Source organism: Alkalihalophilus lindianensis (assembly GCF_032843265.1).
GTDB lineage: Bacteria > Bacillota > Bacilli > Bacillales > Bacillaceae_D > Alkalihalophilus > Alkalihalophilus lindianensis.
In genome coordinates this window covers 105,607-126,369 of sequence record NZ_JAWJBA010000006.1, presented here as the reverse complement: position 1 = coordinate 126,369, position 20,763 = coordinate 105,607, and the positions used below count along the sequence as shown (strand labels likewise).

Sequence of the window (20,763 nt, the reverse complement as noted above, 5' to 3'; positions counted from 1 at the left end):
TAGGAGTGAAAATGAAAACAACCATCTTCACTCTTACCAGAAATTTAATACAAGAAAAAGATTAACACACTCGTAATCACACCTACCCAAATACTTAATAAAATACAATACCCCATAATATGTCTGATGTGTAGACCTACTACGCTAAGAATAGGTAATGCCCAGAATGGTTGAATGAGATTTGTCCATGCATCTCCCCATCCAACAGCCATGGCAGTCATCGCTGGATCAACACCAAGCTCGATTGCTGCAGGAATTTGAAGCGGCCCTTGCAATGCCCATTGTCCTCCACCTGAAGGAGCTAGTATATTAATAAATCCAGCTGCCCAGTAACTAAATACATTAAATGTCTCAGGTGTTGCAACGGAGACCATTCCATTAATAATGGCATCACCTAAACCTGAACCACCTAATACTGCGATGATTCCTGCATAGAAAGGAAATTGAAGGACAATAGGTGAAATGGAGGTAACTGAGTGTTTAAATGCTTGTGCAAATTGTCCAAGTGAACGATGGAAAAAGAGACCAGCGGAGAGGAAAAAGAGATTAATAAGATTTAGATCAAGGTCACGCCCTGTTGCAAACACTCCAACTGTATACACGACTCCAATCGCACCAATAAGCATTCCTAAAATAGGTGTATATTCTAATTTTTGCGCAGGATTCAGTGAATCTTTTTTTGGTTTATCAAACGTAAAATCTGTTGATCGAGCTGGTGGTGCATAAGACGTAATACCTTTTTTAGGAGCCATAAGAATAATAAAAAGGGGCATAGTGATGGCTAATACTAAAAAGATAATAACGGTTGATGGATGAAAAATCGTTGCTGAAGTGGGTATCACACCCATCGTTTCTTCTAGAAAATGACCTTCTGTTGCAATTGTTAATCCAATTGAACTTGAAAATCCAGCAGTATAGAGAACGGTTGGAGCATACGCTGCTGCAATAAGCAGTGGAAAATGTGCTTTTTTATTTCGTTTCCCAATTTCACGCGCAATGATCGCACCTACGATAACAGCTAGACCCCAGTTTATATAATACGCACCTGCAGCCACGATGAATGTGAGTAAATACGCTTTTGTAGGAGTGTTTGCGAAGTTCGCTAATGATCTTAGCCCCTTACTAATAAACGGAATCGATGCTAGCACCATTCCTGTTAATAACAAAAGGACCATTTGCATCGTAAACGCTAAATATGTCCAAAATCCGTCACCCCACGCTTGAAAAATTTGAACTGGTTCACTTGGATTAAACATAATGGCAACAGCAAGGACAATAATTGTTAGAAGCACCGCAATGACAAAAGCATCTGGCAAAAACCTCTGGATAACACGTGAGAAACGATCAGCTACTCGATTAAGCATAAATTCCCCCCCCTATTGTATGTCTCATTTCCATTTTATTTAGGGATGAAAATATTTATGATAAGCCGTTAGTATCAGATCACAAAAAAGAAGGCCTCCGCCTTCTTTACTCAAACCTTTTAGCCGTCGCTCCAAGCGTTGACCCTCGTACCATCTCAACATTATCAAACTGGCTTAATTCCTCTGCAGTACCCGTTACGACCACTCCAATAACTTCTACATTTTCGGGAGCTAAGTCCTTGTCTCCATGATTCGTAATAGCGTTGATGACTTGATCGACCTCGTATTCATATTCATTCGATTGTTCTTTGACATATTCTAAGGTGTGAATGAATGATTGTGCTGATTCTTTTGCAGTTGATCCTTCGTAAAAAGGAAACCCGTATGTTCCATTCCCCATAATCAAATGGTTAAAATGGTATTCTTCATCTTCTCTTACTCGGTTCATTTCGTTATGATCCTTTACGTCTTCTTTAGAAAAGTCGTCGACCCAATACCATTCTAATTGATCGCCAAATACATCAACCACTTCTTGAAGCGAATATGGTTGATCAAACGAAAAAGCCATCTCCGCAACCATGTATTCTGGGATATTCTCCAGTAATGGACGATCATCATAAACTTCTTGATATTCAACCTCTGGATGATAAAACTCAATCACTCGTTCTCCTTGGAAATAAGGAATTGCCCGCTCTCCTGCTTCTTGAGATATATGAATAGATGTAACAGATGAGAGGAGTTTTTTTGTGCCAAACATTGTATACTCTGTTTCCTCTGCTCCCCAAGCAAGCGACACGCCCCCGATCTTCTTCACCAGATCACGCGTTTCAATAGCTGAAGTAAAAGAATACGTGTAGGAAGCCCCAGTCCCTTCCACATTAGCTCCTCTAACCATACTCCATAAAGCATCATCCGTAGATTGATTGATTTGTCTTTGAATCACGTAGCTTCCCGTCCAGTACAAGGAGAACAAAACCACTATGCTTACGACTAACGATATACTGATCGTCTTAATGAGCGATTTTCGTCTAGCTTTTTTTACGAGATCACCAAGCCCCGAGTCTTTCTTACTTGAAAATAACTTGTCATCTGTCATCGGATAGCCTCCTGTATTCTTTCATAAATTGATTTCTAGCTCGGTACAGATTCGTTTTTATCGTACCTTCTTTCATATTTAATAACTCTGCAATCTCTTGGATTCGCAATCCCGTGCTGTACTTTAATATGAGTAGCTCACTATACGACTTCTTTAATTCCATTAGAGCCGTTCTTACCTCCATCCCTTCCTCATGCCTGATAAAGGTAGACTCAGGTGTTACCTCCTCCATCAACTGTTGAACATTAAAGGTGAGCAGAATGTTTCTTCTTCTCGTTTGTTTTCGCGTTAAATCATAATATCGATTGATCGCAACTCGAAATAGCCACCCCTCAACGTTATGAATATCAACGGAGTCTATATATAGAAGAAACTGATAAGCTGTATCTTGAATGATATCCTCTGCATCTTCCTTTGTAGCCCCCATCTTCAGCAAATAGGAACGCACGATTCTCAGTTGTTCTTGCAGCATTTCACCTATTTGTGCGTCATTCATCCCTGCCCTCCCATCTAAGAAGCTCTCTTCTGTTTTTCATAATAAAGACGAATCAACCTGGAAAAAGTGAACAATAAATTATGTATCTATGTTTCGACTTTAATTAGTTGTATGTGCTAATTTTGAATGGTTATGAGCGACTGCGACTCAGTTATGTGTGAGAATCATGATATATGTGCGGTACCCACCCATTTAGGTGCGCTATTTACGTTTTATGTGCGAGCCGCCTTCCCAAGTGTTCTATATGTGCGAAACTCGTCGTCCAGGTCATCCATATACTGTTCGAACCTACAAAACAGGCAGCAACCCTCGTTGCTACCTGCTTCCTTATGACGTTTCGTACACGCTCATCCATTTTGTCAGCTTCTCTTTCATTTTTTCACGGTATTCGACTGGCTCAAGAATTTCTGCGTCCATGCCGTATTGCATCAGCCATTGCATGAATTCGCGGTCGTGATTCAGAGTAACCTCAAACAATAAGCTTCCATCCTTATTTTCAGTCAGTCTTGGATTTACAAATAACTCTTCTTCCTTTATATAGCGTGCTACTTCTTTATTAAATAGCACTTTAAAATGAATTTTATCTTTGCCTTGAATGATCGACCATGTGTCTTTGAAGTACTTCTTCAAATTAAAATCTTTCATATCAAAGGTTTGATCGGTTTGATTCACTTGAAGGAAACGGCTCATGCGAAAGGTTAGTACTTTTTGCTTCTCATGACAAAAGGCAATTAAGTAGAATCTATGATCGCGCGGAATTAAGTAATATGGATCTAGTGCGCGAGACGTTGTCACATCTCGGCTTTGCGTATGATAGACTACTTCTATCGTACGTGAGTTTAGTATCGAATCAATCACGGGAGATAAAAAGTTATTTTGCTCTTCTTGGAAGGCCGGTGTCCCCATTTGAATAATAGAAACCATTTTCTGCAGCACATCTTGTAACTCTTTCTTTTCCTTTTGGTGGGTCGCCATAACTTTTTCATAGGCTGAATAAAAGTCTGGTGGAAACAGATGCGTCATTTGATCAATTACATTTGGCAGCATGCCAAAAGCAACGGCTTCTTTGTCCGTCCAGTCGATTGGATAGATGGAAAAATTCCCTATGTATTCATATCCTTTACCATATCCTTCATTTGTGATCGGTACTTGGGCTGCACTTAATAATTCTAAGTCACGGTAAATCGTGCGAGGAGTCGTCTCACAACGGTCGGCTAATTCTTTTGCCGTAATTCCAGGACTTGATTGAATTAAGATGATGATTCGTAGAAGACGAATTAACCGTTCAGACATCAAATCTTCCTTTCTTGGTAATTATTGATAGAATTTAAGATTCGTGTTCATTGTACAGGTGATGACAAAAGAATGGAAGGTTTAATTGCTTCTAAATAAAAGACACTGTAACAGTTGAATTCACAACCATTACAGTGCCACTTACGCCTTAACCCGGAGCAGACATTTCTAGATCATCTATTTTGCGTTCAACATATTTTGTATCTTTTCGTGCATTATAACGATCTGCTTTTTCTACTTTAACTGCTACGTTGTAATCAGGGATTTTTGCTAGTTTTTCATATCTTCCTTTAGGTAATAAGAAGTTTCCTTCTGGGAAGTGGACTCCTAAATTCCCTTTAGTGATATCAGCATACTTCGCTTTCCCTTGGAATACACCAAATCGGTTATGGATGACAATTCCTTCCCCTTCAGCAATGCTTAACTCGTGCGCATCTTCTGTGTTAATTAATACATCATATCGCTCTGCATTATTAAATGGATCCGTTGTTTTATAAACCATCGAGTTAAACTGCTTTCCGCGACGAGTCGTCAGGATGAAGTTCCCTTCCTTCTTACCCATATCAGGAATATCGACTGGAAGAAGATTTCCTCTACCATCTGGAGTCGGACAAATGCCGTCTTCGCACAACCAAGCTCCGCCCCATTGGAAGACATCGCCTTGCTTTTTCAAATGCTGTACTCCCTCATAATTCGGGTTCGCAATCGCCATTTCATCACGAATTTCCTGGCCGGTCTTGAAATCGACTAAATGAGCAGTATCAGGCTTCACACGTTTCGCAAGATCAATGTAGATCTTCCACTCTGATCGAGCTTCTTCAATGTGATTTTTATTTCCTTCAATTTCAGGAGAATAGTAAACCATACGTTCTGTTGAGGTAGACGTTCCACCACCATCTTGCTCATAACGTGTTTTTGCTGGAAGAACAATAACCGCTTCTTTTGCTTCTACTAAAGTTGACGTGTTCAAAATGATATCTTGGTGAACACGGATCTCTAATTCAGACAATGCTTTTTCAATGAAATTCGGATCAGGCATCGTCTCTAGGAAGTTCCCACCTGACATATAGTACATTTTAATTTTGCGCTCATGATCTTCTGGTAGAACGATGTTTTCTAATGTAACTCCAACTACATCGCCTTGCCATCTTGGAATATCAAACTTCCAAATACCTTCCATACGTTGAATGTTTTCTTCAACGAAATCACCGCCTGGCAAGACGAATGGATCAGCACCCATTTCACCTGAACCTTGAACAGAGGAGTGCCCACGGAATGGCATCAAGCCACTGTATTTACGTCCTAGATGTCCACGAAGAAGAGCAAGGTTTGCTACTTGTGAAATATTATCTGATGCGAAAGCGTGCATTGTTAACCCAAGCGCCCACGCATAGACTGCGTTTTTACTGTTAGCTAATAGCTCTGATAACTCGATAATTCTCTCTCTTGTAATACCTGAAGATTTGACAATTTCATCCCAAGATTGCGTTTCTACATGAGCTTTCAGTTCCTCATACGCATTGACATGATCTCGAACAAATTCATGATTAATCGCCGAACCATAAGCGGTTGCCTCCATTTCAAACCAGTGCTTCATAATGCCCTGCATAAAAGCAATATCTCCACCAATGTTTACTTGGTAAAAATCATCAGCAAGTTTCGTTCCGAAGATGGCAGACTCAGCATTTGATGGCACCCAATATTTATCCATTGCCGGCTCTTTATATGGGTTTACGACGATAATTTTCGCGCCACGTTTTTTTGCTTCTAACATGTATTTTGATGAAACAGGAGATGCGTTTGAGGCAACACTTCCCCAGAATAAGAGGACGTCTGTTCCGAACCAATCTTGATAGTTACAAGTAGATGCTCCTACTCCAATCGAACGTTTTAATGCCGTTTTACTTGGAGAGTGACAAATACGACTTGCATTATCAATATGATTTGCCCCTAAGAAACGCGCCACTTTAGCTGCAACATAATAGGATTCATTTGTGATCCCTCTAGACGTGAGATAAAATGCATATTGCTTTGGATCTAATTGCTTCATCTTTTCTGCAATTATATCCATCGCATCATCCCATGTGAGGCGTGAAAACTTATTCTCGCCTTTACGTCTGATAAGCGGATATGGAATCCGTCCTAATTTTCTTAGCTCTGTACTATCATATTTTTTTAATTCATCAATATCAGCATGTAAAATTTCTTCTTTAATCGCCGGTGCAGTATTTAGGCGAAGGACATTTAATCGTGTTGTACACATATGTGGACCTTTTAGCGTTTGGTCTTGCAAGCCTGACACACCTAGTGCACAGCCATCACATACACCTTTTGTTAAAATGCGTGATGCATAACCTAAATTATCTTTATTATCCCATGCAATTTTCATCGTATCTCGAATATGCTTCGGCTTAACTTTTCCTAAGCCAAACGGAATTGGACTAACCCAATGTTTTGGTTGAGGTGCTTTTGTTGCTTTAATAGGGCCTTGGTGCTTTGTTTTTCCCATAGTTCTCACTCCCATTAATACTACTTACTACTCTTTATGCTCATTTCAATAAAAAAACCACCGTAAAAACCCTTTGATCTAAAGGGAATAACGGTGGTTAAGTCTTTGGCAGGATCGCTACTAAGTACCAAACCAGTTATACAATTCTCCAAAGGTAATATTGCAATGACCTTACTTTGATGAAAACTTTTCTTCAATATCTTCATCAAAAACAAACACTGAAATACCAAAGTCTCTCTCAATATCGATATCTACAAACAAGTCTACGAACTTACACTGCAAAAATTCTTCCATTTCAACAGGCGGATTTTTACGGTACATTTCTTTTACCATTTCCGTTCTAGCAGCCTTTAGCATCTGCTTGCCCTCATCAGCTGTTGCAATAAATTTCTCAACAGGTGATAGGTTGCCTTCCATCTCGCATATTGCCCATTTCTTGCAAAAGGTTGTACTGATTTTGCTCGGACCTTTTCCCATATGCTTCTTTCGAAAGGAACGTACTAAGTTGCTGAATTCCGCTTCATATTTATTCATTCACGTACCCTCATTTTCTATTACTTATTAAAAGAGTAGTGCGAGTGTCTGAAAATGTCAAATGGTTTAACTAGCTAAACGTGCAGATTTATTTTTTTCTTTTAATTGCTTAATATCAATACGAATAAGGAGTGATACAATCAAAGCAGCAATAAACATAAATCCGAAGATATAGAGCGTTCCCGCATAGCTATCTGTTGTTTCACGAATCCAAGATGCTAGAATCGGTCCAACTAAACCAGCTAGTGCCCAAGCTGTTAAAATATAGCCATGAATCGCGCCAAGCTGCTTTGTTCCAAATAAATCGCCAATGTATGCTGGAATGGCTGCAAATCCACCACCATAGCACGTAAGGATTAAGAATAAAACGACCTGGAATAAAATTGCGTGTGTAATACTCGGCAAAGCAAAGAATGTCACAATTTGAATCGCAAAGAACGCTGTATAAACATTTGCTCGTCCCAAATAGTCAGAAATCGATGCCCAACCAATACGCCCTAAGCCATTAAATACTCCCATCACACCAACCATTGTGGCCGCTGCAGCTGCTGAGAGACCAGCAATTTCTTGTGCCATTGGTGAAGCAACAGACAAGATCGCAATTCCGCATGTTACGTTGATAAAAAGCATCACCCATAGGAACCAGAATCTTCGTGTCTTAACAGCTTCATTCGCCGTTAATTGAGATAGATCTGCTGCTACTTTCTTGCCAGTCGTTTGAACATCTGCCATATATCCTTCAGGCGGACGCTCAATGTATAGTGCTGAAGCAAGCATAATCACAAAATAAAGAATACCTAGCGTGAAGAATGTGTTCGCTATCCCTACTGAATTAATTAAATTTGCCATAATCGGGCTGGCAATCATTGCCGAGAAACCAAAGCCCATGATCGCAAGTCCCGTTGCTAATCCGCGGCGGTCTGGAAACCACTTTACTAAAGTGGATACTGGTGTAATATACCCTACACCAAGACCGATCCCGCCAAGTGCACCGTATGTAAAGTACAAAAGCCAAATCGACTCCATGTTAATCGCAAAACCTGCACCAACTAGTCCAATCCCAAAAAATGAGGCTGCTACTAAACCTGATTTTCTCGGACCATACTTTTCAACAAAATGGCCCATAAAGGCTGCTGATAATCCTAAAAAGACGATCGCAATACTAAACGTTAAAGATACTGCACTCAGATCCCATCCAAGTTGTTCTCTAATCGGGTTGGTGAAAACACTCCAAGCATAAACCGAACCAATGGAAATGTGGATCCCAACAGCTGCTAATGCAATCAACCAACGATTCTTTAATTTCCCCTGTGCTTCCCTCATGTCATCACTCCTCTTCTCTAAACAAAAAAAATCGACGTTCTTCTCAAAGGAAAAAACCATTCCTTAAAGAAATACGACGATTAGTCTTAAGCAGGTTTCGCTACTCTCGTACCAATAGTAATCGCTTACAATCTCGGAACACTTAATACCGAAGACAGGGTCGCTATCTCGATCCTTAAATGTTACAGATTTATGAATGCAAATAAATCATACCTTGTTTATTAAAAGAATTCAATCTTTTTTCAATTTTTTTCTATTGTAAAAATAACTTACTTATGATTAACTTCTTACCAATCGCTCCCATATGTCTTGAAAGGGGGCAACATTATGTTTATATTAAAATCGTTCATGCTTTTTATTGAGTAAAAAAGGGGGGGATGGATTGACTGATTCACTTAGTTCGACGAGGTCCATTGTCAAGTACAACCAGCAACAGTTCTCTACGTTAGAGGATGAAATAGTGATTGAGTTCCCTTTGACTATTTATATAAATAACGAGGAATTCGCTACAATGGTCTGTAGTCCAAGAGACTTTGCAGAAATGGTGATTGGCTTTTTAGCTTCTGAGGGCGTCATTCGCTTCAAAAAAGAAATTAAAGATCTGACAATTGATGAAGATCGCGGATTTGCTTATGTAGAGTTGCATTCAACTGACATTAAGAATCAGCAATATTTCTCAAAGAGATTCATTGGTTCATGCTGCGGAAAAAGTCGTCAATTTTATTTTCAAAATGATGTTCGGACTGCCAAAACATCCATGTCTTCTACCACAATCACGGCCGAACAATGCATTAGCTTAATGAAAAAAATGCAGGATTCAAGCCTCGTTTTCAAAAATACGGGCGGTGTTCATAATGCAGCGCTTTGCTCAGCAGATGAGTTGATTGTGAATCGTTCAGACATTGGAAGACATAACGCACTCGATAAGTTATACGGTCATTCTTTGTTAAACGGCATAGCCGTTCGAGATAAAATTCTCGTCTTCAGCGGACGGATTTCATCTGAAATTTTGACCAAAGCAGCTAAAATTGGTGTTGGTATTGTCTTATCTAAATCAGCCCCGACCGACTTAGCTATTCAGTTGGCCGAAGATTTAAACATTACGGCTGTCGGATTTATTCGCGGCTCGTCCTTTAATATCTACTCACATCCAGAGCGAATAGTTCTTGATCAAACGAATGAAACGAAGGAGGAATCATCATGAGTTCATGTAAACTAGATCATCCACTAGAAGATGTCTACCAAAAGCTCGACTCACAAAAAGACTTTTTACCCGCTGATCTATATGCATCATGCCAACGTTTTCTAGAGACGAAGCCAAGTCAGCTTGAGTTAAATGAGTTGTTTCACCTGTTAAAGAAATACGACTTATCCTCATCGGAAGAGCAACAATCACGCAATGAATCAATCACAAAGCTTACGAAGCCATAAAAAAAGATCCTCTGCCTCATTCGTTAGGCAGGGGATCTTTTCTGTTGGTTAGCCTCCGCTTACAGGAGGGATCAGGGCAATGACGTCTCCATCTTTTAAGACGTCTGTTTCATTGGCATAGGTTTCATTGATGGCAATCATCGTCTGATCAAGCGATGTAAAACGGTATTCCTGCTTAAGCCAAGATTTTAATTCCGCAACCGTCAATCCAGCTTGATCAATCTCAACCTGATCTGTTCCAGCTTGTTCTTGAAATTCAGCAAACAGCAATAGTCTAATCATTGTCTTCCCCCTTTACGTCTGGCTTTCCTTTTGGATAAGGTGTCTGTTCGAGCTGATCACCGACCCATTTCGTTCCATCTTCCCAAAACTCTTTCTTCCAAATGGGTACTATTTGTTTAATTCGCTCCATCGCATACTCATTTGCTTCATAAGCAGCCTTGCGGTGAGGAGTCGACACAGCTATGATTACAGCGATTTCCGTAATGTCCAATGTACCGACACGATGGGTAATCGCAATCGTAGAACCTGGCCACTTCTCCTCTACCTCCTGCCCAATTTGCTCTAGCATCTTAATCGCCATTGGTTTATATGCTTGGTACTCTAGCTTTAATGTTCTCTTGCCATGTGTTAATTCTCTTACCGTTCCGATAAACGTTGCGATTGCGCCGCACTCTCTTCTCGTTACTTTACGTACGACTTCCTCCATCGAAAGAGGAGTGTCTTGTATATCAAATAAACGTTCACTCATCGTCATCACTCAATTTCTCTAAAATAAATTCACTGTAACTTACAGAGTCATCAAGATGATAGATTGGATAATCTACCTCCACCACCTTTAATTCTTTCTCCCAGATAATCGCACAAATGATATCGCTTGCCTCATCCAAAAGGGCAAGGTCCTTCTCATCCCGTAACAACACAACTTTTGGGTATGATTCCTTTTTAAATCCTTCTACCAAAATAAGATCGGGTGAAAAGCTCTTATACAGATTCACCATTTGTTCTAGGGACCAAGATTGATTCTTAATATGAATTTGCAAGGAACCGCCCCCTTCAACAGCAGTAATTTCGGCTCCTGCCTGTTGATGACGCTCACTATCTTTTAAGTTACTCTCTTGTTTTTGCGGGGTGTGATGACCATGATGCTTGATCGTCGCTACACGTTTTCCTAACGCACTGCATTGTTGAATCAAGGTTTCCATCAAAGTCGTTTTCCCACTATTTTGATAGCCGACTACCTGTAAGACGGGACAATATTGTTCCATGGCCATTCACTTCCTTGAGTACTCTCAAGTAATAACACATCAACCGACATCCCTTTTTGGTAGCCCCTTGTTCCTCCTGGTAATAAAAGCAAGCAATCCGCTCCGCCTAAGGAACTGACGATTCCTGACTTGTCGACACCAGAAGGGGAAACGATCAGTGCACCATCCACATAACTGACTCTTGCTCGAACCAACCTCATAAATGGATTGACTTTTGGGAAATCGACGCCAAGAGTAGCAGTTACTTTTTGAAGATGAGGATGGGTGCAAAATAAAGACCTGCGAATTATCGGACGAACAAATAATTCAAACCCAACATAACAAGCAGATGGATTTCCTGAAAGACCATAGAATGCTTTTTCACCTACCGTTGCCACAGTCGTTACACTGCCGGGGCGCATCGCTACTTTGTTAAAAAGCACGTCAGCTCCTAAATCATTTAAAATCGCAGGGACATAATCATAATCGCCTACTGAGACACCACCTGTTGTAATCAGCATATCAACTTTGGAAAGAGCTTCTTTTGTCGCGTTTAGACATGCTTCCAAATCATCGTCGAGCTTTCCTACATACAAGGCTTCCCCGCCTGCGCGTTCGATTTGAGCGATAATCATGTAGGCATTGGAATTACGTATTTTCCCCGGAGCAAGGGGTTCATCGACATCTAGCAGCTCACTTCCTGTTGCGATCACACCAATGACTGGTTTTTTAGCTACTGTGACCTGATGATACCCAAAAGTGGCTAACAAAGCGACCACTCCAGGGTTAATTTGCGTCCCTTTTTCAACTAAGACCGTCCCTTTTTTCGTGTCTTCACCTTGATAGGAAATGTTATCTCCGTCTTTAAATGCACGTTTGATTTCTATTTTTTTATCACTTATTTCCTTCGTTAATTCAAGCATGACGACCGCATTACAATCCGTTGGAATCGGTGCTCCAGTCATAATTCTTACTGCTTGGAACGGTTTGACTTCCCCTTCAAACACATACCCTGCACCAATCTCTCCCACCACTTCAAACGAAATGGGATGTTCAGAATTAGCTTCGTTCGTATCTTCTGCCCGAATGGCGAAACCATCATACGGGGATCGATCGAACGCTGGTACATCGTGAGACGCTAGCAGGTCTTCAGCTAAAAACCTACCATAACTCTCATCAATTGAAACCATTTCAGTTTGTGGATGAACAACTGTGTGTTCCATCACTTTTTGTACTGCTTCTTCAACCGGGATCGGCTTTCGCTTCTCTACCATAGCACTCACTCCGTTTTATAATATTTCGAAAACTACTTATTTTATCTTTCCAAACAAAAATAAATAATGCAAGGGGAATCCCTTGCATTATTCTAACCACCGATGTAGGACATTTCAATTTTTTTTCGATTTTTAACGGTTTCTTCTGTACGCTCTTCTGAGTATTTATCGGTACGGCCAGTCCAAATCTCCGTAATTTTCGATTCAATCTCCGCATCACTTGCACCGGATTGAACAAACTCTCCTAGGTCGTATCCCTCTTCGGCAAATAAACAAGTAAACAACTTTCCGTCTGCAGAGATTCTAGCACGCGTACAATCTCCACAAAATGTATCCGACACAGATGAGATGATTCCAACCTCTGTATTTGTTCCCTTATATCTATACCTTGTAGCGACTTCCCCCAACTCTCGGTCGACTTCTTCAAGAGGAGCAATCGTTGACACTTTTTCTAGCAATTCCTTTTTTGTTACAACTTGCGAGAAATCCCAGCCATTTGTTTGACCAACATCCATAAACTCAATAAAACGCAATGTAATGTCTCGTTCTTTACAGTAACGAGCTAATTTCACAACTTCGCTTTCATTCAAGCCTTTCTTTACGACCATATTGATTTTCACTTCCAGTCCCGCAGCATGTGCAGCATCGATCCCTTTTAAAACGACAGCTGACGTGACTTTTCTGCCATTCATCTCTTGGAAAATATCAGTCGACAAGGCATCTAAACTAACATTTACACGCATGAGACCAGCTTGTTTTAACGCCTCAGCCTGCTTAACTAAATGTACGCCATTTGTTGTTAAGGCAATATCTTCAATTCCCTCTATTTGTGACAATCGCTGAATTAAATCAGGCACATTTTTACGAAGTAACGGCTCCCCCCCGGTCAGGCGGATTTTCTTAACTCCTAATTTCGTAAATTGTAAAACCAAGCGTTCTATCTCATCAAACGAGAGTAGTTCTTCCTCTCGCATAAATACATAATCATCTCCGAAAACTTCTTTTGGCATGCAGTAGGAACAACGGAAATTACACTTGTCCATAATGGATACGCGCAAATCTTGTAAAGGCCGAAAGTATTTGTCTTTCACCTGGTTGATTTCCATGTCCATACCTCCTCTATGGTTACTTACCTCACCCTTTATCGACAATTCATTTGGTTGTATTTTAAAAAAGCTGTTACTATTGGTAAGATATAATGAATCATTCTAACACAAAAAAAGGAAGGTGACTGACTACTATGCATCAGATTGATACGTCCAAAGTTTTAAATGTTGCTATATTAACGATTTCAGATACGAGAAATAAGGACGATGACCGCAGTGGCCAAGCCATTCAATCCCTCTTGCAATCCAACGACCATGCTATTATTGATTATAAAATTGTAAAAGACGAACATTCTCTCATTCAGGACGAGATTCAAAATTGGGTAGAAAGCACCAAGGTTCAGGTAATTATTTTAAATGGCGGAACAGGTTTCTCGCCGAGAGACGTTACGTACGAAGCCGTTTCCCAATTATTAGACAAGCAAATGGATGGATTTGGAGAGTTATTTCGAATGTTAAGCTATGAGGAAATTGGGCCGAAAGCTTTATTTAGTAGAGCAGTAGCTGGAAGTAAAAGCTCAACAGCTATCTACGCATTGCCTGGCTCAACGAACGCGGTAAAGCTTGCATTAGAGAAATTAATTTTGCCGACGATGTCTCATTTTGCAGATGAACTGGTCAAAAAATGATGATATCAGGAGTGATATTAGCAGGGGGACAATCCTCCCGATATGGTAAGCCAAAAATGTTCGAACAATATAAAGGAATTCCATTTTACCGCCATTGTGTAAATGCACTTACAGGAAGCGGAAGTGAGTCTGTGTATATTATCACAAATGAACAACTTTCAATGGATTTTGATCAAACGGATGCAAAGTTGCTGATTGAAAAAGAGATTCATAAAGGCCCCTTAGCTGCTTTAACCTTTGCAATGGACTCTATTAAAGAGGCTGACTGGTATATTGTCTTAGCAGCAGACATCCCTTTTATCACACCAGAGCTGGTACAATCGTTAATAGCTCATACAACTGATCCAACCATAGATGCGATCGTCCCTGTTGCCGGTGAAAAAGAGCAACCACTGATCGCTATGTATCATCGTCGCTGCTTGCCGATTGCTGTGGAGCTTCTTGAAAACAATCAAAAAAGCATGCGACCTTTGTTACAAAAAAGAAAAGTAAAGTATATTCAATTTCCAGACAATCAAGTAGAATTTACGAATATTAACTACGAAAGTGATTGGAAAAGGATGAAGGACGAGGAGAGAAGAACATGAGTGAATTTTCCCATTGGAATGAAGTGGGTCGCCCAAAAATGGTCGACATTTCTCAAAAAAATGAAACAAAACGAAGTGCTGTCGCTCAAAGTACGATTCTACTAAAAAAAGAATTATACGACGCTATCCAAAATGCTGAAATTAAAAAAGGAGATCCTCTACAAGTTGCCCAAATTGCCGGGATTATGGCTGCGAAAAAAACGCCTGATATTATCCCAATGTGTCATCCGATTCAACTGACTGGAGTCGATTTTCATTTTGAATACAAGCAAATAGGCGATGGCTATGAGTTGATGATGCAAGCTGAGGTGACATGCAAGGGAAATACAGGAGTTGAGATGGAGGCACTAACAGCAGTTTCTGCCGCTGCTCTCACATTCTATGATATGTGTAAAGCGGTTGATAAGAGTATGGTGATTAAAGAAACCTACCTCCTAAGTAAAACAGGTGGAAAAAACGGAGACTACCGAGCAGAAAAATAAATTATTCGACCAACATTAATAGCGACCTTTTATCCATCTTTCCTACGGATAAAAGGTCGCTATACTATCGATTCCTCATTCATGTACTTGTTAATTCCTTTCTAATACAATACCCTTATCATGTATTTATTTCTGGTGAGTTCCCATGTATCACATTCCTTGATACACTTCGCTTTCGCTACGTCATTGGAATCAGTCCCTTCAAGTTCCCAATTTGGTGTAGCTTCTTATCTCACATAGCCTATCCCCTTTCTTTATTATTTCCTTTAGGGTGTTGGGGTGTTTCTACTTGCTTGTCTTGCTTGTCTTGCTTGTTCTTACTATAACTAATTATTTTACTTTTTGTAAATATTCTGATAAGTTATTTTCACTAGATTTCTCTGCCCATTCTTCTTGTTACTCTTTCTTTCGACACCTTTCTAAGTATTTCATTTTTTTTTTGCTATTTTTCTAGTTATTTTTTGAGGCTGGGACAAACGTATTTTAACTTATGGAAAATCGAACATTACTGATACGGTCTATGTATACTGCTCCAAAAATATACTTCGCTTTCCACGGGAAGCTGGTGAGCCTCCTCGTGCTACGCACTGTGGGGCATCACCTCTGCTTTTCATCCCGCAGGAGGTCTACGTATGTTTCATCCGATCATTTAGCGCTTCGTTCGTATCCTGAGTTAAACCTCGTAGATATGTCCCAGCCCCATGTTAGCGAATTACTCTTTGCTAAAAATCTTTCCAGGATTCATAATTCCCTTTGGATCTAGTGTCTTTTTGATTGCTTTCATCACTTCATAAGCAGCCCCGTGTTCTTGTTGTTGATACATGATCTTACCTACACCAACCCCATGTTCACCTGTACACGTTCCACCACGTTTTAGAGCATAATGAACAATACGTTCATTCAATTGCTTTGCTTTATTCAATTCGACCTCATCCGTTAGATCAACCATAACAAGTGCATGATAATTGCCGTCACCCACATGACCAACAAGTGCTCCTATTAACCCGAGCTCATCCATTTCTTTTCTTGAATTCAGGATAGCCCCGCTTAGTTCTGTGATGGGTAAACTCACATCTGTTACCATCAGTTTTTTACCAGGAAATCCATGAATAAAGGAATAAGCTAAGTTATGACGAGCTTCCCAAAGCAATGCACGTGATTTCGTATCAAGTTCGAAGTAAATATCCTTGCACCCTAGCTCACTCACAATGTCTTTCATGAACTCTACATCTTGCTTGAGCCCTGCTTCGTTTCCATGAAACTCTAAAAATATGGTCGGCTTTTCTTCATAGTTACTTTCGTTTGACAGGTTCACTTGATGAATCGAATACTCGTCTACAAATTCCATTCTTGCAACAGGAATATTGGCAGCTAAAATGCTTGTAACGGCCTCAACTGCCGAATTCGCATCAGGAAACGCCGCTCGTGCTGCCATGATACACTCAGGTATTCCATGTACTTTTAACGTTAACTCTGTAATGACACCAAGTGTACCTTCAGAGCCTACCATCAATCCATTTAAGTTATAACCTGAAGAAGATTTAGCTGACAAGCCACCTGTATGAATCACGTCACCATTTGCTAGGACAACTTCTAAATCTCGTACTTGATCCCTCATAATTCCGTAACGAACAGAGGTCGTTCCACTTGCATTTGTTGCAGCCATCCCACCTAAAGTCGCATCAGCCCCAGGGTCCACCGTGAAAAACAATCCATGCTTTTTCAACTCTTTATTTAACTGGGTTCGTGTAATTCCCGGTTGCACTTTAATCAAAAAGTCTCCAGGCCTCACTTCAAGAACCTGATTCATTAATGATAAATCCAATGAAATGCCACCGTGATACGGAATCGAATTGCCCTCAAGACTTGTCCCTAGACCAAAAGGAACAACCGGAATCTCATGCTTGTTGGCAAAAGATACAACTTGCTGCACGTCAGCAGTCGACTTAGGAAAGACAACCACATCAGGCAAGCTAGGCGTATGATAGCTCTCATCACGACTATGCTGCTCGCGCATCGTTTGATTGGTTGTTACTTGTTCAGGAGATAGTATTTTGTTTAATTCTTCTTCCAGATTCATATCAGAAGCCCCCTATTTATAGGTTATAAAGTCTATTATTCTATTCCATTCTATACCAATATCCACTCTACTTCAGTTTTAAAGCTAAAGTTTCCCCTCGCCTATCTCCCTCACATCCCCCTCTGCCCTCACATACAATAATTCGAGTATATTCAGGGTGGTGGAGTTATGAATACAAGGACCAATCTAATGCTTTTTATGATCGCAACTCTTTCAATCTTATTTGTACTAACCATCTCAATTATTAGCCAAAGTAAGATTCTAACTGATTCCATTTCGTTAACTAGTGATGCGGCGATTAAAAACAACATTCAAAATGATGTTGATTCTCAGAATGCCACGGTTGAGAATTCAATCGAGAACAATGTGACGAACGGAGAAAAACATGCAATTGATAATGAGGTTTTAAACGATATTCATGTCAGTGTCGATGTAAAAGTAACGAATGCCATTGCAAACAATGTCGATATCGATGGCAAACGTGCTTCGAATGGAAATGGGGAAGATACGCCTGAGATCGTATGGGGTGTCGATTCTGCTAGTTTGACCGATGATGAATTATTAGCATGTGTACGTGATAATTTTGGGGAGCCACAAGTATGGGGCCGTTATCTTGGAGATAAAGATGACGTTTCTTTTGGGCTGACCCAAGAAGAAGTCAATCTTCTTCAGTCCAATGATATTCAAATTCTTGTCATTTGGAATCAATTCATCGATGCGACTGGGTACGATAAAGGGCAAAGTGAAGCGAATGCTGCAATTGAAATGGCCAGAGATTTTGGAGTTCCAGAAGGCGTTGCATTATTTGCAAACGTCGAGCCAATCTATCCTATTGATGCACAGTTTATTTTAGGCTGGCATGATGCAATGAGCGATTCTGAATATAGCTCAGGTATATATGGTATCTTCGATCGGAGCGAAGAGCTTTATGTCGCTTATGAAACAGCAGCCGAGGAGAATAGCAATCTTTTAGATGAGTTGTATATTTGGACTGCTTCACCTAATGAAGGCATTACAACAGAAGCGAATGCACCTGAATACAACCCTGAATATCCTGAAGGTGGCTTGATTGGTGGTTGGCAATACGGGATAGACGCCGAAACATGCAACATTGATACGAATTGGTTCGATGGAAATGTGTTAGAGGTTTTATGGTAATGAAAGAAACCAGCTATCATCGTTATCGACGTAGCTGGTTTTTGCTTTTTTTTCAAGACTACTCTTTCTTCGTTTCTTCTGAAAGAGTTTTTAATGATTTTACTTTACCGTGCGGATGTTGCGTTTCTTTACGTTGACGCCATTGACGCGTTTCTTGTGATTTTGACTGTGACACCTACAATCCCACCTTACTGAAAAGAGTATTTGGTTCCTACTCTTATTTTGCCAAAAGCATTAGAAGCTATTCAGCTAACTCTTTATTACGTAAGATGTTAACGGCACTGACAATTAACAAAACTACAAGAATAAGCGTCACTGTTACCGTCAGCCAAAGCTCCTCAAGTGTTTTCCCCTCCACTAACAACGAGCCAACATTACCAGTTAACTGGACTGGACTCCACATCATCCACGCTTCAAATGTATTCGTAAGCACAGAGAGAACAATAATGGTTGCGATCGTGACAAATGCGACCAATCCCGGTACTTTGACAACCGTATTAAAGAAAATCGTAAGCGTGAAAATAAATACAAACCATAAAGCGAACAAGAGATAACTTTGCAAAAATACCCCAAAAGAAATTGGTTCAAATAAGAGCGTGACATAATACCAACCTGCTAAATATCCTAAAAACACTGATACAAGGCCAACTACACTTAGTCCAGCCCATTTTGCTGTTACATAGGAGGAATAAGGGATCGGTTTCACTAAAATCATGCCAGCTAGACCACTTTTTCGCTCAGCTGCAATCGTCCCCATCGAAGCTAAAACGATGATGAGAACTCCTAACAGATTCAGTTGCGACACCGTCATCATTAATACTTCTGGCGCAGAAGGAAGTGGCATTTCAAAAACGGCTCCCTCTGGTAAGCCACCTGACATCTCGAGGATTTGAGGCATATAATAAGTCGTTAAAGGATCGATCATGCCTAACAAGATGAATACAAGTGGAAGCCAAATTAATTTAAAGTTACGGGCCATCTCTAATAGTTCTTTTTGAAATAATACGAGCCATTGTCTCATCCTCTCACCACCTTAACAAATAAATCTTCAAGCGATGATTTCTGAACTTCAAAAGCGATGAGGGGAATATCTTTTGCGACAATATCGGCGAGCATTTTCTTCTTAACTGCCTCCATTTCTGTTACGACTACTTTAGCTACATACTCCTCGCAGATGATTTCTGTGACCCCATTCCAGTCTTCCCACTCTTTAATTAATGGTTGAATAGGAGTTTTTGTTTGCAAGGAAATCATCGGCTGCTGATGCTGTTCTTGAAGGGTATGGAGGCGGTCAGCAACCTTGATCTCCCCTTGGTTAATAATAATGATGTCATCACTTACTTCCTCGGCATCGTTTAAGACATGTGTCGAAAATAGAATCGTTGTATCTTTTTTCAATTCACGAATCAGTTCTAACACTTCACGCCGTCCAAATGGATCAAGAGCTGAAACTGGTTCATCTAACAAGAGAAGTTTCGGCCGATGAATAATCGCTTGAGCAATACCTAGCCGTTGCTTCATCCCACCAGAATATTTTCCAATGCGTCGATTTGCAGCATCAGCTAGCCCCATCATTTCAAGAAGTTCACTTGCTCGCATCTTTGCCTCAGTAGGTGTGAGATGTGTCAGCTTTCCGACATATTCTAAGAACTCTTTTCCACTCATCCAATTATGAAAAATAGGATATTGTGGTAAATACCCGATCTTTGCCCTGAGATCAGCATTTTGCTCATATCCATCCATTTGAATCGTCCCATTCGTTGGTTTAAGTAATTGAGTAAGCATCTTCAGGGTAGTCGTTTTCCCAGCCCCATTTGGACCAAGCAATGCTACACAGCGTCCTTCTTCTAAGCTAAAAGAAACACGGTCGACCACTGTAGTTTCACCAAATTTTTTCGTTAATTGTTCTACTTGAAAAAAGGGCATTATTCTTGCCTCCTACCAATCATAAAATAAAGAATCGGGCCAATTATATTCACGAGCAGAATAATAAAGAGCCACATCCACTTAGGACCATTTGTCTTTTCAATCTTAAACCAATCAACTAGTGCAATGACCATCAGAATGAGTTGAATGATGAAAAAAGGTAGGATCACTGCCAGATTCATCTGCTCAAGTTCTGCGATAATTTCGTTCATATGTTCACTCTCCTTT

General features: G+C 40.3%; 23 protein-coding genes. 6 read left to right on the top strand and 17 right to left on the bottom strand.

Annotation, left to right across the window (positions count from 1 at the left end; genetic code table 11):
- Positions 1-44 precede the first annotated feature (44 nt).
- The 7 genes from RYX56_RS16790 to RYX56_RS16760 form a co-directional block, all read right to left on the bottom strand.
- Positions 45-1,364, bottom strand: a complete 1,320-nt coding sequence (locus tag RYX56_RS16790) for a short-chain fatty acid transporter (protein ID WP_317123197.1) — start codon at positions 1,362-1,364, stop codon at positions 45-47.
- A gap of 106 nt (positions 1,365-1,470) precedes the next feature.
- Entirely contained in the window at positions 1,471-2,460 is a 990-nt protein-coding gene (locus RYX56_RS16785) for an anti sigma factor C-terminal domain-containing protein (protein WP_317123196.1), read from the bottom strand.
- Complete coding sequence (locus tag RYX56_RS16780) at positions 2,450-2,956, bottom strand: RNA polymerase sigma factor (protein WP_317123195.1); 507 nt, start codon at positions 2,954-2,956, stop codon at positions 2,450-2,452. Before RYX56_RS16780 ends, RYX56_RS16785 begins: the two co-directional genes overlap by 11 nt.
- 327 nt (positions 2,957-3,283) lie before the next feature.
- Positions 3,284-4,249, bottom strand: a complete 966-nt coding sequence (locus RYX56_RS16775; protein ID WP_317123194.1) for a helix-turn-helix transcriptional regulator — start codon at positions 4,247-4,249, stop codon at positions 3,284-3,286.
- A 148-nt stretch (positions 4,250-4,397) separates the two neighbouring features.
- A complete protein-coding gene (locus tag RYX56_RS16770; RefSeq protein ID WP_317123193.1) occupies positions 4,398-6,758 on the bottom strand; it encodes an FdhF/YdeP family oxidoreductase in 2,361 nt (786 codons plus the stop codon).
- 171 nt (positions 6,759-6,929) lie between these two features.
- Positions 6,930-7,292, bottom strand: a complete 363-nt coding sequence (locus tag RYX56_RS16765; protein WP_317123192.1) for a Na-translocating system protein MpsC family protein — start codon at positions 7,290-7,292, stop codon at positions 6,930-6,932.
- Between the two features lie 66 nt (positions 7,293-7,358).
- Entirely contained in the window at positions 7,359-8,615 is a 1,257-nt protein-coding gene (locus RYX56_RS16760; protein WP_317123191.1) for an L-lactate MFS transporter, read from the bottom strand.
- Positions 8,616-8,997: 382 nt separating this feature from the next.
- Here RYX56_RS16760 and fdhD point away from each other — a divergent pair, with 382 nt between their 5' ends.
- Both fdhD and RYX56_RS16750 read left to right on the top strand, forming a co-directional pair.
- Positions 8,998-9,819, top strand: coding sequence for a formate dehydrogenase accessory sulfurtransferase FdhD (gene fdhD / locus RYX56_RS16755; RefSeq protein WP_317123190.1), 822 nt, complete (start codon positions 8,998-9,000; stop codon positions 9,817-9,819).
- On the top strand, positions 9,816-10,046 hold the full coding sequence (locus tag RYX56_RS16750) for a hypothetical protein (protein WP_317123189.1): 231 nt from the start codon (positions 9,816-9,818) through the stop codon (positions 10,044-10,046). The genes fdhD and RYX56_RS16750 overlap by 4 nt, the downstream gene beginning before the upstream one ends.
- Positions 10,047-10,094: 48 nt before the next feature.
- Here the strand turns inward: RYX56_RS16750 and moaD are convergent, their stop codons facing one another.
- The 5 genes from moaD to moaA all read right to left on the bottom strand — a co-directional run bounded on the left by moaD (position 10,095) and on the right by moaA (position 13,673).
- Positions 10,095-10,328, bottom strand: coding sequence for a molybdopterin converting factor subunit 1 (moaD, locus tag RYX56_RS16745; RefSeq protein WP_317123188.1), 234 nt, complete (start codon positions 10,326-10,328; stop codon positions 10,095-10,097).
- On the bottom strand, positions 10,321-10,797 hold the full coding sequence (locus RYX56_RS16740) for a molybdenum cofactor biosynthesis protein MoaE (RefSeq protein WP_317123187.1): 477 nt from the start codon (positions 10,795-10,797) through the stop codon (positions 10,321-10,323). Before RYX56_RS16740 ends, moaD begins: the two co-directional genes overlap by 8 nt.
- A complete protein-coding gene (mobB, locus tag RYX56_RS16735; protein ID WP_317123186.1) occupies positions 10,790-11,314 on the bottom strand; it encodes a molybdopterin-guanine dinucleotide biosynthesis protein B in 525 nt (174 codons plus the stop codon). The genes RYX56_RS16740 and mobB overlap by 8 nt, the downstream gene beginning before the upstream one ends.
- A complete protein-coding gene (locus RYX56_RS16730; RefSeq protein WP_317123185.1) occupies positions 11,284-12,567 on the bottom strand; it encodes a molybdopterin molybdotransferase MoeA in 1,284 nt (427 codons plus the stop codon). Before RYX56_RS16730 ends, mobB begins: the two co-directional genes overlap by 31 nt.
- A gap of 92 nt (positions 12,568-12,659) precedes the next feature.
- The gene (gene moaA, locus RYX56_RS16725; protein WP_317123184.1) at positions 12,660-13,673 is read right to left on the bottom strand and encodes a GTP 3',8-cyclase MoaA; all 1,014 of its coding nucleotides are present in this window, start codon (positions 13,671-13,673) and stop codon (positions 12,660-12,662) included.
- Between the two features lie 134 nt (positions 13,674-13,807).
- On the opposite strand from moaA, the gene RYX56_RS16720 reads away from it, so the two are divergent.
- Genes RYX56_RS16720 through moaC form a run of 3 tightly spaced genes read left to right on the top strand, consistent with a single transcriptional unit; the run spans position 13,808 to position 15,371 of the window.
- A complete protein-coding gene (locus RYX56_RS16720) occupies positions 13,808-14,302 on the top strand; it encodes a MogA/MoaB family molybdenum cofactor biosynthesis protein (RefSeq protein ID WP_317123183.1) in 495 nt (164 codons plus the stop codon).
- On the top strand, positions 14,299-14,889 hold the full coding sequence (gene mobA, locus RYX56_RS16715) for a molybdenum cofactor guanylyltransferase (RefSeq protein ID WP_317123182.1): 591 nt from the start codon (positions 14,299-14,301) through the stop codon (positions 14,887-14,889). Before RYX56_RS16720 ends, mobA begins: the two co-directional genes overlap by 4 nt.
- On the top strand, positions 14,886-15,371 hold the full coding sequence (gene moaC / locus RYX56_RS16710) for a cyclic pyranopterin monophosphate synthase MoaC (RefSeq protein ID WP_317123181.1): 486 nt from the start codon (positions 14,886-14,888) through the stop codon (positions 15,369-15,371). The genes mobA and moaC overlap by 4 nt, the downstream gene beginning before the upstream one ends.
- A 712-nt stretch (positions 15,372-16,083) precedes the next feature.
- On the opposite strand, the gene RYX56_RS16705 is transcribed toward moaC, so the two are convergent.
- Complete coding sequence (locus RYX56_RS16705; RefSeq protein WP_317123180.1) at positions 16,084-17,451, bottom strand: FAD-binding oxidoreductase; 1,368 nt, start codon at positions 17,449-17,451, stop codon at positions 16,084-16,086.
- A gap of 168 nt (positions 17,452-17,619) precedes the next feature.
- Between RYX56_RS16705 and RYX56_RS16700 the strand changes: the two genes are divergently transcribed.
- Positions 17,620-18,609 (top strand): glycoside hydrolase domain-containing protein, encoded by a 990-nt coding sequence (locus RYX56_RS16700; RefSeq protein ID WP_317123179.1) that lies wholly within the window; start codon positions 17,620-17,622, stop codon positions 18,607-18,609.
- Between the two features lie 58 nt (positions 18,610-18,667).
- On the opposite strand, the gene RYX56_RS16695 is transcribed toward RYX56_RS16700, so the two are convergent.
- The 4 genes from RYX56_RS16695 to RYX56_RS16680 all read right to left on the bottom strand — a co-directional run bounded on the left by RYX56_RS16695 (position 18,668) and on the right by RYX56_RS16680 (position 20,747).
- Positions 18,668-18,784 (bottom strand): DUF6254 family protein, encoded by a 117-nt coding sequence (locus RYX56_RS16695; RefSeq protein ID WP_241773410.1) that lies wholly within the window; start codon positions 18,782-18,784, stop codon positions 18,668-18,670.
- A 66-nt stretch (positions 18,785-18,850) separates the two neighbouring features.
- Positions 18,851-19,630 (bottom strand): ABC transporter permease, encoded by a 780-nt coding sequence (locus RYX56_RS16690; RefSeq protein ID WP_317123178.1) that lies wholly within the window; start codon positions 19,628-19,630, stop codon positions 18,851-18,853.
- Positions 19,627-20,535 (bottom strand): ABC transporter ATP-binding protein, encoded by a 909-nt coding sequence (locus RYX56_RS16685; protein WP_317123177.1) that lies wholly within the window; start codon positions 20,533-20,535, stop codon positions 19,627-19,629. Before RYX56_RS16685 ends, RYX56_RS16690 begins: the two co-directional genes overlap by 4 nt.
- Entirely contained in the window at positions 20,535-20,747 is a 213-nt protein-coding gene (locus RYX56_RS16680; protein ID WP_317123176.1) for a PLD nuclease N-terminal domain-containing protein, read from the bottom strand. The genes RYX56_RS16685 and RYX56_RS16680 overlap by 1 nt, the downstream gene beginning before the upstream one ends.
- Positions 20,748-20,763: the final 16 nt, after the last annotated feature.